Raw genomic sequence first — 13,846 nt, 5'->3', positions numbered from 1 at the left:
GGAATTAAGAACGTCCTTAAGCTCGATCTGATAGCTCCGAAACGTTGTTGTGATAAACCGGCTTTCACCAGCGTCAGGCGCTATTCCTAAAACCGCTCGCCCAACAATCTTTGTCGCACCCCCTCAGCGATTTTCTGCCCCAGATACTCAGGAATCAAACTTTCATTGGGGCCCAACAAGTAGAGAATCAAGCGAGTTCGCCCCCGCCAAACCAATAAATTTGCATTTACCACCAACAAATCCTCTTGCCAGATGGCATACATAACTTTGTAAAAAAGTCCAGGCTGGTTATCTGCTTCAATCAGCAAAGCCGGCAAGTGGAAAACCGGATCGACGTAAAATTCAGTAGCCACATCCTCCAAACCCGCGTCTAAATTAAATTCCACAGCCAACATCTCTTCCACCTCAAAATGCCCCGCCAAGGCCTCTCGAACCGCCCTACAGACGTTTTCGGCTGTTTTATCTGCCAGTACCTTGCCACCGCGAGATACCACCAATTTGATAAATACCAGCATCGGCGGGTAAATTTGACCGTAGAGACTGAGACTGTGAATCGTCAGCCCGTAGGCAGCCAGCACACCGAAAATGTCGCTCAGTAGGAAAGACTGGTTCCGGTAAGCAAAATGCAGGGCACTTTTGTTACCTTCGGCTCTTATTTCGATGACGGCTTGCCGAGTTTTGTAAAGTTGGTAAGCTAATTTGAGGTTTTGCAGTTGGATTTCGCTGCTGACAAATTGCTCGTAAAACTGTGGAAACGCTCGGTTAAAGCGCTTGAGAAGTTCTAGTGTAGATGGTTTTAAACCCGAAGCCATAATTGAGGGGAAGGTGCGGGAGATATACTAGGTATTGACTGATACATTTACGCGACACTTGCCCGGCTATTACCGGACAAAGTAACGAGAGCACTATCACCCTCATAGGAGATAGAGGCGGTATCCCGCAAAGCTTTCAGTAATATACCAAAAGCGCCATTGTAATCTCGTGGGATTGAACAGCCACATTCAGGACAAGTAAACACTTTAGAACCACCTAGCTTTTGATGTACGTGACCGCAATGGGTACAAGTTTTAGACGTGTATTCTTCAGTGACATCAATCACATTGACATTTCTAACATTTGCCTGATGTTTGATGGTTTGTTTGAATCTGTAATGCGCCCATGTCAACATGGCTCTAGCAGTTTTTGAACGAATCTTTCTTCGTGCTTTGGCGACCATTTGGGAAGACTCAAAAGTCGGAAGAAATATGACTCTATAGTTGCTAGTTAAATAGCAAGCGGTTTGTTTCTGGCATTCGTCTACTAAATTACGAATGCGTATTCTCATACGGTGAGCCGCTTGTCTCATTCGTTTTCGGCGCTGTTTCGTAGCTTGAGACATTCGGCTCATTAGGTTATCTAGGTGTTGACAGAGACGAGCTATTCGCCCCATGTCACCACCTCCAAACTCAAGGAATTTATTGCCATCAAACCCGGTCATAAATGTTCTTACGCCGGGATCTAATGCAATAATTCCTGTTGCGTCCGTAGGCTCTGCGGTAACTGACAGAGGAAACACTGCAAACCAACGACCCTTGCAGTATACCAACTGAGTACCTCGATCGCACTCAGGAATTATCTCAGAAGTATGATAGGTTAATCCTTTGGTTAAGGAAGGATACCAAGTGCCTTTTTTGAAGTTTGAATCGTTAAACTTTATGGTTTGAGAGTAATCTCTGATGCTACGGAACTTGGCGTCTGAACTTGCCTTAAATGCTCGGTGAGCATCAAAAATAGCATTCTGTCTGATATGACAAGGCGTTTCTTTTACCCATTCTGGTAAATCGCCTCGCATAACTTCGTTACGCAACTGCAACTTACTTAAGGGCTTTTTGCGCTGCATTGCTATTGCTTGGTTGAAACAATAACGACAGGCTGCTAGCCATTTACGCCAGACTTTATTTAATTCCTGACTGGGATAAATCCTGAGCTTGTGAGATTTGAGTTTTATACTGTCGCCGTCCGTACAATCTACTACTCGATCGGTGGAGGACTGCAAGCACGTCTTCAAGCATTTTTTGTTCTGGACTAAGGTTTGTTTTACCCGGTACCAGGAGTTTACACCAGTTTTGCTCGCTGTTCCATTGGCATTGGTCAAAGCCTCTTCTTGCCAATCGGTTTTTGTGGGCAACGACAACCATTCGGACATCTCATGAGAAAATTCGTTCCAATAGGGGAAGAAGCTTTTGGATTTTTCACTGGCTTTGTTCCCAACATCGGAGATTTCTTTCGTTGACTCCAAGGATGAATGATGGTGAGAGTGGGACGTACTTGACAATAGTTTTTTCCTCAACTCTTGTTTGATTGTATCAGATTGTCCCGTAATGTCCGGCAAATTTGTTATTTAGTTAGTCCTCCCATGCCTTATGGCAATGGGATTTTCGATTTGACGATTCGACTTAAATTTCGCCCGTCTCCTCACTAAAAACAAAAATCAAATCTGTCTGGGAATATCTAACTAGAATGTCACGGTTGTGCCATTCCATTAGCATTTTCCACCAAGTATATGAGTTCCGACGCGATCGGCGGTACTCAAAAGAAGCAATTCCTAAAATGCCTCTGTCCTGGTTGGGCAACAAATTTTACCTTAACACTGGGTTGTCCTGGCACAGGCTAGGAGAACAGTTCTACCAAACTTGACGAGAAGCAAAAAAGCACAGAGTCAATGTTGGACGACAAATCCCTGTTTTCGGCGTAAGATGAGTGTACCGTAAACTGTTCCTCAAGAGGCTACCCGCAGTTCATCCCACGCCGATCGGAGTGGGTTTATCTATCGGGCTCTCTTTCACGTCGTCCAACTTCTACTACCTTAACCGCGCCTGCATGGGTTTTTGGAAAAACTTATTTAGTAGTTCTGAGTCTGCCTCTGTACCCCAAACAGCGGAATTTGAGGAAGATGTGGCTCTTGGGTTAGGCGATCCGCTTTCCCCAATGTTTCGCAAACCCGCCAGCGGCAACGCTCGCATCTTTTTTAGTTGCGATCGGGACATTGACCTCTACGAACTCGAAGAACTTTGTAATGCAGTGGGTTGGTCCCGCCGTCCCCTGCGTAAAGTCAAAAAAGCTATTGTGCACAGCTTCCTAGTCGTCTCTATGTGGGAGATACGGGGCAGCCAGCGACGGCTGGTCGGTTTCGCCAGAGCGACTTCAGACCATGCTTTTAATGCCACGCTTTGGGATGTGGTAGTTCATCCTGATTACCAGGGTAAAGGCATGGGCAAGGCACTGATGAAATACATCATTAAAAAACTCCGCAGTGAAGACATCAGCAACATTACCTTATTTGCTGACCCTCAGGTGGTGGATTTTTACCGAAATTTGGGCTTTATGTCCGATCCAGAGGGCATTAAAGGTATGTTTTGGTATCCAGATTAGCTCGTCCGGTGGAGGTCAGCATTGATTTGTTGAATAAATCCAATATTCAAGCTGTCAAACACCTCACAAGCCTGTGGGCTGCGGTCAGTTACGCTTTTATGTATCCCCGCAGCTTGTCAAGCCCCACAACCTTAAAAAAACTTCGACGTAGCTGCATCGAAAGCTAAAATTAAAAAAAAGCTTGACAAGCAGGTGGTTTTCTGCGTTAATGGTTAAGAGATAGCCAATACACCGGGATGTAGCGCAGCTTGGTAGCGCGCCTGCTTTGGGAGCAGGATGTCGCAGGTTCAAATCCTGTCATCCCGATCGCACAATTTTAAATAATAGATTCAAGCACAAACTGCGGCTGAGGTTTACATTTGTTGAAAATGCCAACCGATTGAGGTAGTTTTTGCCGATCGTGTCAAGGAGCCAGTCTTTGCGTTAATGTGTTTCAGGATCGCTCGGGAGTGGAAAAACATGAAATCATTAGTTCGTTTAGGCGCAATATTGGGGATTGTGGGCTGCACTCTGCTCGGCCCCTCGCCCATTGCCAAGATGTCTGCACTCGCATTGCCAGTGCCACAAGTTGTAGAAAAGTTAAGCCCGGTGCCGGTATTTACGATTACAGACGGTCAGAATGCGTTCTTCATCACTACTGTTCCCAAGCAAGGTCAGGGTCAAACTGGTAATGCTTCGGTAGCCAGAATTTTCATCAGCCAGAAAGATGCTCAAGCTTTTGTCGATCAACTGAAAACGGGAAATCCTCAGTTGGCGGCTTCGGCGCGCGTGACACCGGTGTCACTGGGGGAAATTTATCGGCTGGCTCAAGAAAATAAAGGCAAGCCGGATCAGGTGCTGTTTGCTTTTATTCCAGCAGCGCAGCAGGTACAGTCGGCGAAAACTATTCTTCAGCAGACTGGGCAACAAGTTAACGAGTTAAACGGTGTACCTCTGTTTTTGGCGAGAGGTGGCCCGGAAAATGGTTATCTGACGATTCAACGGGGCGGTAAAGAAGAGCTTCCTCTGTTTTTTAATAAGGAGGACTTGCAGGAAATGGTCGAACGTTTTAAGCAGCAGCAGCCGAACGTGACTGCCACAATCAAGATTGAGGTGGCGAACTTGGAGAGGATTTTGGAGGCTTTGGGTACTGAAAATGACCCGTCTTTGAGCCAAATGATTTTAATTCCGTCGCGGGAATCATTAGAATATCTGCGATCGCGCCAACCGGCTGGTGCTGGCCAAAATCCACAGGCTGCTCCATCTCCAGCTCGATCGGCTCCATCTCCAGCTCCAGCTCGACCGGCTCGCTAATAGTCATTAGTCATTAGTCATTGGTCATTGGTCATTAGTCATTGGTCATTGGTCATTAGTCATTGGTCATTGGTCATTGGTCATTAGTCATTGGTCATTAGTCATTAGTTACAGACAAGATATACTCAAAAATTGGTTTCATGTGCTACATAATTAGGTTTTGCGTTCGGGACTAAGTTGGTAGGTTGGATTGTTGCATTTCTCGACTCAACCTACTATTTATCAATTACCAATTACCAATTACCAATTACCAATTACCAATTACCAATTACCAATTACCAATTACCAATTACCAATTCCCAATTACCAATTCCCAATTCCCAATTCCCAATTCCCAATTCCCAATTCCCAATTCCCAATTCCCAATTCCCAATTCCCAATTCCCAATTACCAATTCCCCATTCCCCATTCCCCATTCCCCATTCCCCATTCCCAAAAAGTCTTATGTTTGTTTCCGGTTTAGAGCTTTGGCAGTGGGTGAATCAAGCTAAGATTGATGCGATCGCCTCTGAGATTCCCCAAGTAGAACTCGACTGGCTGCTGCAAGAGCTGGCAGGTTTGGATAAGTTGGCTCTGCGTTTGGAGTCGTTTAAAGATTTGCCAAAAATTGAATTAAAGTTGTCTGTATCAGAACTCGATCGACTTTGGCAGCGACGGTTGCAGGAACGGGTGCCGGTGCAGTATTTAACGGGAGTTGCACATTGGCGGGATTTTTCGCTGAAAGTAACGCCGGCGGTGCTAATTCCTCGTCCTGAAACGGAATTGCTGATCGATTTGGCTGTGGATGCTATGAAAAGCCGTTTAGAAGCAGAAAATATCAATCAAAAATCTACCCCCCCCAACCCCCCCTTATCAAGGGGGGGAGAAGATTTAAACGTATCCCAGCTTGGGGGGGGAGAATTTGCCAAATCGGATTGGGTGGATTTGGGAACCGGCAGTGGGGCGATCGCGATCGGCTTGGCTTGTGCGTTGAAAAATACTACGATTCATGCAGTAGATTGCAGTTCGGAAGCTTTGGCAGTTGCTCGACTGAATGCTGAAAATTTAGGCTTTGGATCGCGAATTAATTTTTATCAAGGTTTGTGGTGGCAACCGCTAGAATTTCTCAAGGGTAAAGTTAGTGGCATGGTGTCTAACCCGCCTTACATTCCCAGCAGCACGGTGCTGACTCTGCAACCGGAAGTTTTGAAGCACGAACCTCACCTGGCTTTAGATGGCGGTTTAGACGGGTTAGATTGCATCCGGCATTTGGTAGAAACGGCTCCCGATTATTTAGAATCTGGGGGAGTTTGGTTGGTTGAGATGATGGCGGGACAAGAAACGGCGGTGGCTGATATGCTACAAAGTCACGGGAGTTACGGTGAAGTTCAGATATTTGCGGATTTGGCAGGAATCGATCGCTTTGCTTTAGCCTATCGTCTTTAGATTCCAAAAATATGCTGCAATTCTAAAATAGACTTGCATGGGATTTATTCGCTCTCCGATCTTGAAATTATCTGCGTCGATCTGTGTTGATCTGCTTGACATCTGTGGTTAACTTATCAATCAAAGATTTATGCAAAATCTAAAATCTAAAACCTAAAATCTACAATCTAAAATCGGATGACTCAAGTTTCGATCGCCTCCTTGATTCAAGGGGCAATTTCAGGAGATTATATTGTCAGCTTTCCTACCGATACTGTACCCGCTTTGGCGACGCGGCCCGATCGCGCGGAGTTGATTTTTGCAGCTAAAGGGCGCCGTCAAGACAAACCGCTGATTTTGATGGCTGCATCGGCTGAGGCTTTGTGGCCTTACGTGCAGGGGAGTCCAGGAGAGTTGAATTTGTGGCAGCAAATGGCCGCATCCTATTGGCCTGGGGCGTTAACTTTGGTGCTGCCGGCTTCGCCACTTGTGCCGGCTGCTATGAATGCGATCGATCGCACTACGATCGGAGTACGAGTGCCTAATTTTCCCCTTGCACTCCAGATTTTAGGGCAGACAGGCCCTTTGGCGACTACCAGTGCTAATTTATCCGGCCAAGCGCCTCTAGAGTCGGTGGCAGAAATTGAGGCCCAGTTTCCCGAAGTCTTGACATTAGTGACTGCTGAATTAGCAACAGCGCCAACCGCACCGACGGCTTCGAGTTTGCCTTCGACTGTGGCTAAATGGACTGGTGGCGGTTGGGAAATATTGCGACAAGGCGCGATCGAGCTAGAATGCTAAAAGCTAAACTCCTAGGCAAAGTAATATGGCGCCGATCGGCTGGAGCGACTTGATATATTTAGGTATGGGACTCGGACTGGGTTTCGGAAGCAGTTTGATTTGGCGCAGGCAGCAAAAAAGCTCGCAACAGCCAGAACCTGCTCCCTATGTGCCTCCAACTCCTCAAGAAAATGATTTAGAGAAGTTTGATGCCCTTTCCGATCAACTGAAGCAAACTCAATTGGCTTATCAGATGGCATCGGAGATGAGTCTATTTAAGGCGGGCTTTTTGGCTCGAACTTCTCACGAGTTGCGATCGCCCCTGAGCACTATGATTGGTACGCTCCAATTAATTCTGTCGGATTTGTGCGACGATCCTGCTGAGGAGCGAGAGTTTGTCGAACAAGCTCACGTTGCAGCACTCAAGCTGGTGAAATTGATAGATGAAATTATCTCTGTTGCTAAAACTGAACACGGCACTGACACGATGGATATTGAGCCGATTCAGTTAGCTAAGGTTTTTGATGAAATTGATGATTTAACTTACTTACAAGCTGCTAATCGCAGCATTCGTCTGGAGATATTGCCACCCGATCCGGGCATTTATGTATTGGCAGATTTGCCGAGGTTTAGGCAAGTTTTAGTCAATTTGATAGATACTGCTATTGCTCAGATGGAGGAGGGAAGTATTTCTGTTTCTGCACATTCTTCGCCGGAATCTGGATGCGTTCATATTTGGGTGGACGATCAGCGCTCGGTTAGTGCTTGGAGCGAATCTTGGGATTTGCTGAAGCATGATTTGGAGTCGGATGCTACTAAGAGCAGCGATAATTCTCACGTCTCTTCTGGCATGAGGTTGTTGATGAATCAGACACTTTTAACTTTGATGAAGGGAAAGTTGGAAGTTTTGGCTGTGCCTTCTGAGTCGGAAGAGTCCAATTTTAACCGCACTCAATGTTCTATTCCTTTGGCAACTTTGTGATCGAGGAAGTTCGGCAACTGACTTTGTAACTGATTAATATCCATTCCGGCTTTGCCGAAATAATATAGAGGACACGGCAGTGCCGTGTCCCTACCGCGATCGATGGTAGGGAAACGACACTGCCGTGTCCTCCGTTTATATCATTCCGATCCTAACGGATTTGAGATAACTATCGCTCAATTAATTGTAGGAAAACGACTGTCTTGTGGCTGATTGTGGATAATAATTAATAAGTAGTAAGGTGCGCTGCGGCGCACCTACATTTTATAGATTTGGGTGGGACTTTTGTGCTGGTTTAGCAAATAGCAGTTAGCAATTCGCCTTTGCTAATTTCTAATTCGATATTCTCTTCTAAAAGCTGATTTTCAAGTACCATTGTAGTGCTGGCGTTATGCTGAAAACCGATGCGCTCGTAGAAGCTTTGTTTGTAAGTTGTCATCAGGTAAACTCGCTCTACTCGGCACATCCGAGGGTGACTCAAGACAGTTTGCACTAATTTGCGGCCGAGTCCTGCACCTTGGTAATCTGGATGAATGGCGACATCCCAGATGGTGGCTCGATAGATGCCGTCTGAGGTGGCTCTGGCAAAGCCGATCGCCTGCGGGCCATCCCAAACTGTCACAACTGGTTCGCTGTTGGCGATCGCAATTTCCCAATCTTCTATCTTGCGCGCCCTCGCCCAAAAGGCGGCGGCTTTAAATAGTTCTTGGATTTGTACTATGTCAACGCGATCGCGACTTGTGCAAAATTGAATCTGACTGGAATCCCTAGTCGTTGATGTCATGCTCAATGTGCCTGTAAGTTTTATCTAAACTGTGTTACTTTTACTGTCTTGCAGGAGTGAAAGTTAATTTTGCTTGGGAACGATCGATGATTGAATTCCCGATTTACAAAACTATTTTTATTTATACACAAAACGCAACTAATTTCCGTAATTATTAATACTTTTTTGTATAAAGATTAGACGGCGGTTGAAACCGCTTCTAGACAAGTGAAGTCCGCCTCCGCGGACTAAAGAAGATCGCGTAATTTGTACCTCCTTGTCTTCAACCCGCGGAGGTGGGTTTTGTGTGTATAGACGCGGTTTCAACCGCCCAGTATTCCTAAAGAAGATCGCGTAATTTTTACCTCCTTGTCTTCAACCCGCGGAGGCGGGTTTTGTTTGTATAGACGCGGTTTCAACCGCCCGGTATTCCGAGTTCAAAGGTATTCGGGCATCACGAATGTCTCAGTTTTGCAGCCAGCGGGCGGCATCTTTAGCGTGATAAGTCAAAATCAAATCGGTACCAGCACGCTTGAATCCTGTCAAGGTTTCCATCACCACTCTTTCTTCATCAATCCAACCGTTGAGGGCGGCGGCTTTCACCATCGCGTATTCTCCAGAAACGTTGTAAGCAGCAACTGGCAAATTAGTGGCTTCCTTGACGCGCCAGATAATGTCCATGTACGCTAAAGCTGGTTTAACCATTAGCATATCCGCACCTTCAGCAATGTCCAGAGCAATTTCTTTGAGAGCTTCGCGGCCATTTCCTGGATCCATTTGATAGGTGCGCCGATCGCCAAATTGCGGAGCCGAATCCGCCGCATCCCGGAACGGGCCATAATAAGCTGAGGCATATTTTGCCGCGTAGGACATGATGGGAAGATCTTCAAATCCAGCCGAGTCCAATCCTTCGCGAATTGCTCCCACAAAACCATCCATCATTCCCGAAGGTGCAATAATATCTGCACCAGCTTGAGCTTGAGCAACGGCTGTTTTTTTCAGCAATTCTAGCGTCGGATCGTTCAAAACTCGGCCGCTTAAATCTCCGACTTCCAAATAGCCACAGTGACCGTGACTCGTATATTCGCACAGACAAGTATCGACCATAACAATTAAATCTGGTACGGCTGCTTTAACTGCTGCCGTCGCTTTTTGGACGATGCCACAATCGTGCCAAGCACCTGTCGCGTCTGTATCTTTGTCTGCGGGAATGCCGAATAAAATAATCGCGGGAATACCGAGATCGTAAACTTCTTTTGCTTCTTCTACGATTTTGTCTACCGATAGCTGGTAAACTCCGGGCATCGATCTGACTTCTTTGGCAAAAGCTTCCCCTGGTACGGCAAATAGGGGGTAAATTAAGTCGCTGGTTGTCAAGATATTTTCGCGTACCATCCGGCGGAGTTGGGGATGGTTGCGGAGGCGGCGGGGGCGGTGAGTTGGAAACATAATGTTTTTTTACGGTAGATTAAAGTCCGGATTTCTGGAATTAGCGACATTTGTTTAAAAGTCTAAAGCTTATTGTTGGTCGATCGCTCTCAAGCTACGTAAAGTTCTGTAAAACTCGTGATGTCCGTGGTTCGCAGTTAGGACTTGAGGCCAATGGCATTAAAAATCATCGCATCAAAAGCTGTAAGGTAACAGCTAAATCTATCGTGGCCTGACAAAGCCAAATATCTCTCTGGGCCAGAACTCGGGCGCCATCTTCTGGTATGGGGGCGTACAGGAAATTTAACGCCAAACTCGTCTTAAATTCAACACAAATCCCGGCAATACGTCTTCACCCGATAACTCGGTTGGATTGGCCAATATTTCTACTTCTGTAACCAGCCCAATCTCGCACCATTGTCAATATATTCTCGCATCTTTGTTTGGAGGGTGGAGAGACTGTCAGATGCCGATCGCAATTCTACTACAAAGTCGGGACATAGGGGAACGAAGCCTTTTCGTTCTTTTGCAGTTAGTGCTTCCCAGCGAGCTCGACTCACCCAAGAAGCATCGGGAGAACGGGTTGCACCGTTAGGAAGGATGAATCCTCCCGAAGAGTCAAAGCCTTCTCCTAAATCTTCGTGTGTTTCGCACCAGTTGCCGAGTTGCCCGCTGATGCTGAGGTTGCGGCTACTGGATTCGCCTCCTGTGGGTGGATTCACTATTAATTCTCCTTGTGCGGTTCTTTCTAATCTCAAGTCGGGATTTGCGAATACTAAGGCCTCGAATTGGTCGCCGGTGACGGTTAGGGCGATCGAATTCGGCACTTCTAGAGATATGGTTTCTAGTTGAGTAAATGTTTGTACCATAGCAACTTCTCCGTAAATTTAACCCCAAACTCGCCTTAAATTCAACACAAATCCTGGCAATACATCCTCTCCCGACAACTCGGTTGGATTAATTAATATTTCTACTTCTGCTTGTTGTCGGTTAACCAGCCCAATCTCGCACCATTGTCAATATATTCTCGCATCTTTGTTTGGAGGGTGGAGAGACTGTCAGATGCCGATCGCAATTCTACTACAAAGTCCGGACATAGGGGAACGAAGCCTTTTCGCTGTTTGGGTGTCAAGGCTTCGAGGCGTTCTCGACTCACCCAGGAAGCGTCGGGAGAACGGTTAGCACCGTTAGGAAGGATGAATCCTCCCGAAGAGTCAAAACCCGATCCTAAATCCTCGTTGTCATCGCACCAGCGAGCAAGTTGCCCGGTAATGTTGAAATTCCTTTCGCTGGATTCTCCGCCGGTGGGTGGATTCACTATTAATTCTCCTTCTGTGGTTCTTTCTAATCTTAAGTCGGGATTTGCCAATGCTAGGGCCTCGAATTGCTCGCAACTTACAAGCAGGGCGATCGAATTCGGCACTTCTAGAGATATGGTTTCTGGTTGAGTAAATGTTTGTACCATATTCAATTGCAGCCTTTTTTGGGTAAAAATTGGTAACAAAAAAACTATTGTGTAGGGTGCGTCGCTATGAGCTTTTCAAGCTGATGTGCAAATTATCAATAGCGACGCACCCTACGGTTTCCATAGGTTTGTAGTGAGGACTTCAGTCCGCATCAAAGAGAGGACTGAAGTCCTAACTACGAACCATTTTTTACAACTGACCAAAACCTTTTTTAGGCTTGTTTTTTTTCTTTTTCTTCTGGCCGCCCATTCCCTGCATTCCCTGCATTCCTGGCATTCCCGGCATTCCCGGCAATCCTCCCATTCCTGTAAAGTTACCTTGACTCATTTGCTGCATCATGGTACGCATTTTCTGGAAGTCGCTAACGAGTTTTGTTACGTCGTTTTCTGCGTAGCCTGCGCCTTTTCCGATGCGACGGCGGCGGGATGGAGAACTTGCTAAAAGTTCGGGGTTGCGACGTTCTTCAGTTGTCATCGAATTAATCATGGCTTCGGTGCGTTTTAATTGCACTTCTCCCTGCCGCATTTGTTCGTCGGAGAGTTTGTTCATCCCGGGAATCATTTTCATGATGCCGCCGAGGGAACCCATGTTTTTGAGCAATCTAGTTTGTTTGAGAAAGTCGGTAAAGTCGAACTTTGCCGTGAGCATTTTCTCTTGCATTTTCTCGGCATCGGCGATGTCGAATTCTTCTTGCGCTTTTTCGACTAGCGTCAAGACATCGCCCATGCCGAGGATTCTCGATGCCATGCGATCGGGATAAAATGGTTGCAATGCTTCCACTTTTTCACCAACGCCGACAAATTTAATTGGCGCGCCGGATATTTGCCGCACTGATAGCGCTGCACCGCCGCGACTGTCGCCGTCTAATTTGGTTAAGATGGCGCCGGTAATGCCGATTTGGTCGTGAAAAGTGCGGGTTAAATTCGCTGCTTCTTGGCCGGTCATGGCATCAACAACTAACAGCGTTTCGTGGGGTTGTACTGTTTGTTTGATGCGAAGCAATTCGGCCATCATGTCTTGGTCGATTTGCAGGCGGCCTGCTGTATCGACGATGATTGTATCGACGCCTAGTTGTTTGCCATGTTCGATGCCTTGGCGGGCAATTTCTACGGGGTCAGTATCGGTGCCTAGTTCAAATACTGGTACGTCGATTTGTTTGCCGAGAGTCAGCAATTGGTCGATCGCGGCTGGTCGATAAATGTCAGTTGCGACTAGCAGTGCGGTACGATTTTGCTTGCGGAGGTGCAGCGCTAGTTTGGCGGTAGCTGTGGTTTTCCCGGTTCCTTGCAAACCGGCCATCAGGATGACTGTGGGCCCGGATTCGGCGGTGGCGAGGGGTACGTTGGTTTCCCCCATGACGCGGACGAGTTCGTCGTGGACGATTTTGATGAATTGTTGGTCGGGACGGACGCCTGAAACGACTTCTGCGCCTTGTGCTTTGGCTGTTACCTCTCCGACGAAGTTTTTGACGACTTGGAGGTTGACATCGGCTTCCAGGAGGGCGCGGCGGACTTCTTTGATGGCGTCTTGGATGTTGCTCTCGGAGATTTTATTTTGTCCGCGCAGTTTTTTCCAGGTGGATTCGAGTCGATCGGCAAGGGCTTCAAACATAGGGCATTGTTGGCTAGTCAGTCTTTTTCATTTTAGGGCTAAATGGGGCTTTTTGGATTAATGTTTTGCTAAAAGTTAGATTTTTTATTTTTTAACCGCTGATGAACGCGGATTAACGCTGAAACTACTTCAAATTCATGTAGTAGGGTACGTTTGTCCAAACCCTACTTTCTGGAATATGATTAAAGTATTTTCGTCGCCTAGCCACAATTTTAATGTCTGTTTATGCCCAAAAAGATTCGAGAACTCAAAAGCCTGCTGCTAAAAGCTGGGTTTACTTATCGTTCGGCAAAAGGCAGCCATACAAGATGGGTTCATCCTTTACTACCTACTGAACCAATTACCATTGCTGGCAATGATGGCGATGATGCGAAACTGTATTTAGAGAGAGAAGTTAATCGAAAACTTGGAATATTGAAAGCAATTGAAGAAGAGGAACCTGAATCATGAAATTACCTTATATAATTGTTATTCAATGGTCGGATGAAGATAACTGCTATCTAGTTCACTTACCTGATTTTCCATCTCAGCAGTTCCACACTCATGGAGATACCTACGAAGCCGCTTTGCAGAATGCAGTAGAGGTATTAGAGCTTTTAGTTGAAGAATATCAGGTAGATGGTAAATCTCTCCCAGAACCTAAAACTTTAGTAGAAAATTTGCTGTTTGCTTGAATATAGATTTGAAGAGATCGCCATTCCCCAAAAA

Annotated in this window: 14 protein-coding genes, 1 tRNA gene and 3 pseudogenes; 8 read left to right on the top strand and 10 right to left on the bottom strand. The window is 46.3% G+C overall.

Features of this window, described 5'->3' with window-relative positions; translation table 11 throughout:
- Positions 1-86: 86 nt before the first annotated feature.
- The 4 genes and pseudogenes from JGK22_RS02335 to JGK22_RS02320 all read right to left on the bottom strand — a co-directional run bounded on the left by JGK22_RS02335 (position 87) and on the right by JGK22_RS02320 (position 2,612).
- Positions 87-812: a hypothetical protein gene (locus JGK22_RS02335; protein WP_006631881.1), complete on the bottom strand. Its 726-nt coding sequence runs from the start codon at positions 810-812 to the stop codon at positions 87-89.
- 47 nt (positions 813-859) lie between these two features.
- Positions 860-2,035, bottom strand: a complete 1,176-nt coding sequence (locus tag JGK22_RS02330) for a transposase (protein ID WP_293190945.1) — start codon at positions 2,033-2,035, stop codon at positions 860-862.
- Positions 1,935-2,315, bottom strand: a pseudogene (locus JGK22_RS02325) (hypothetical protein). Before JGK22_RS02325 ends, JGK22_RS02330 begins: the two are co-directional and overlap by 101 nt.
- 120 nt (positions 2,316-2,435) lie before the next feature.
- A complete protein-coding gene (locus JGK22_RS02320; protein WP_293179970.1) occupies positions 2,436-2,612 on the bottom strand; it encodes a hypothetical protein in 177 nt (58 codons plus the stop codon).
- Positions 2,613-2,859: 247 nt separating this feature from the next.
- Between JGK22_RS02320 and JGK22_RS02315 the strand changes: the two genes are divergently transcribed.
- From JGK22_RS02315 to JGK22_RS02305, 3 genes are all read left to right on the top strand, one after another.
- Positions 2,860-3,411 carry a GNAT family N-acetyltransferase gene (locus JGK22_RS02315; protein ID WP_293152075.1) on the top strand — a complete coding sequence of 184 codons (552 nt, stop codon included), beginning with the start codon at positions 2,860-2,862 and terminating at the stop codon, positions 3,409-3,411.
- 232 nt (positions 3,412-3,643) lie between these two features.
- Positions 3,644-3,717: transfer RNA gene (locus JGK22_RS02310), tRNA-Pro, on the top strand.
- A gap of 153 nt (positions 3,718-3,870) precedes the next feature.
- Positions 3,871-4,704: a Tic22 family protein gene (locus JGK22_RS02305; protein WP_293196949.1), complete on the top strand. Its 834-nt coding sequence runs from the start codon at positions 3,871-3,873 to the stop codon at positions 4,702-4,704.
- 275 nt (positions 4,705-4,979) lie between these two features.
- Here JGK22_RS02305 and JGK22_RS02300 read toward each other — a convergent pair whose 3' ends face one another.
- Positions 4,980-5,120 (bottom strand): hypothetical protein, encoded by a 141-nt coding sequence (locus JGK22_RS02300; RefSeq protein WP_293190884.1) that lies wholly within the window; start codon positions 5,118-5,120, stop codon positions 4,980-4,982.
- Between the two features lie 28 nt (positions 5,121-5,148).
- Between JGK22_RS02300 and JGK22_RS02295 the strand changes: the two genes are divergently transcribed.
- The 3 genes from JGK22_RS02295 (at position 5,149) to JGK22_RS02285 (ending at position 7,870) form a co-directional block, all read left to right on the top strand.
- On the top strand, positions 5,149-6,129 hold the full coding sequence (locus JGK22_RS02295) for a HemK/PrmC family methyltransferase (protein ID WP_293312246.1): 981 nt from the start codon (positions 5,149-5,151) through the stop codon (positions 6,127-6,129).
- A gap of 177 nt (positions 6,130-6,306) precedes the next feature.
- Entirely contained in the window at positions 6,307-6,909 is a 603-nt protein-coding gene (locus JGK22_RS02290) for an L-threonylcarbamoyladenylate synthase (RefSeq protein ID WP_293276949.1), read from the top strand.
- A 25-nt stretch (positions 6,910-6,934) separates the two neighbouring features.
- Entirely contained in the window at positions 6,935-7,870 is a 936-nt protein-coding gene (locus JGK22_RS02285) for a HAMP domain-containing sensor histidine kinase (RefSeq protein WP_293181746.1), read from the top strand.
- Between the two features lie 295 nt (positions 7,871-8,165).
- On the opposite strand, the gene JGK22_RS02280 is transcribed toward JGK22_RS02285, so the two are convergent.
- The 5 genes and pseudogenes from JGK22_RS02280 to ffh form a co-directional block, all read right to left on the bottom strand.
- The gene (locus JGK22_RS02280; RefSeq protein ID WP_293181745.1) at positions 8,166-8,654 is read right to left on the bottom strand and encodes a GNAT family N-acetyltransferase; all 489 of its coding nucleotides are present in this window, start codon (positions 8,652-8,654) and stop codon (positions 8,166-8,168) included.
- A 444-nt stretch (positions 8,655-9,098) separates the two neighbouring features.
- The gene (hemB, locus tag JGK22_RS02275) at positions 9,099-10,082 is read right to left on the bottom strand and encodes a porphobilinogen synthase (RefSeq protein WP_293181743.1); all 984 of its coding nucleotides are present in this window, start codon (positions 10,080-10,082) and stop codon (positions 9,099-9,101) included.
- 282 nt (positions 10,083-10,364) lie between these two features.
- Positions 10,365-10,930: pseudogene (locus JGK22_RS02270) on the bottom strand (Uma2 family endonuclease).
- A gap of 18 nt (positions 10,931-10,948) precedes the next feature.
- Positions 10,949-11,526 (bottom strand): annotated as a pseudogene (locus JGK22_RS02265) (Uma2 family endonuclease).
- Positions 11,527-11,716: 190 nt separating this feature from the next.
- Positions 11,717-13,138 carry a signal recognition particle protein gene (ffh, locus tag JGK22_RS02260; RefSeq protein WP_293181739.1) on the bottom strand — a complete coding sequence of 474 codons (1,422 nt, stop codon included), beginning with the start codon at positions 13,136-13,138 and terminating at the stop codon, positions 11,717-11,719.
- A 225-nt stretch (positions 13,139-13,363) separates the two neighbouring features.
- Here ffh and JGK22_RS02255 point away from each other — a divergent pair, with 225 nt between their 5' ends.
- Complete coding sequence (locus JGK22_RS02255) at positions 13,364-13,588, top strand: type II toxin-antitoxin system HicA family toxin (RefSeq protein ID WP_293181737.1); 225 nt, start codon at positions 13,364-13,366, stop codon at positions 13,586-13,588.
- Complete coding sequence (locus JGK22_RS02250) at positions 13,585-13,812, top strand: type II toxin-antitoxin system HicB family antitoxin (protein ID WP_293181735.1); 228 nt, start codon at positions 13,585-13,587, stop codon at positions 13,810-13,812. Before JGK22_RS02255 ends, JGK22_RS02250 begins: the two co-directional genes overlap by 4 nt.
- Positions 13,813-13,846 lie beyond the last annotated feature (34 nt).

It is taken from the genome of Microcoleus sp. PH2017_08_TRC_O_A (genome assembly GCF_020738665.1).
Classification (GTDB): domain Bacteria; phylum Cyanobacteriota; class Cyanobacteriia; order Cyanobacteriales; family Microcoleaceae; genus Microcoleus.
This window is presented reverse-complemented; position numbering and strand designations above follow the sequence as displayed.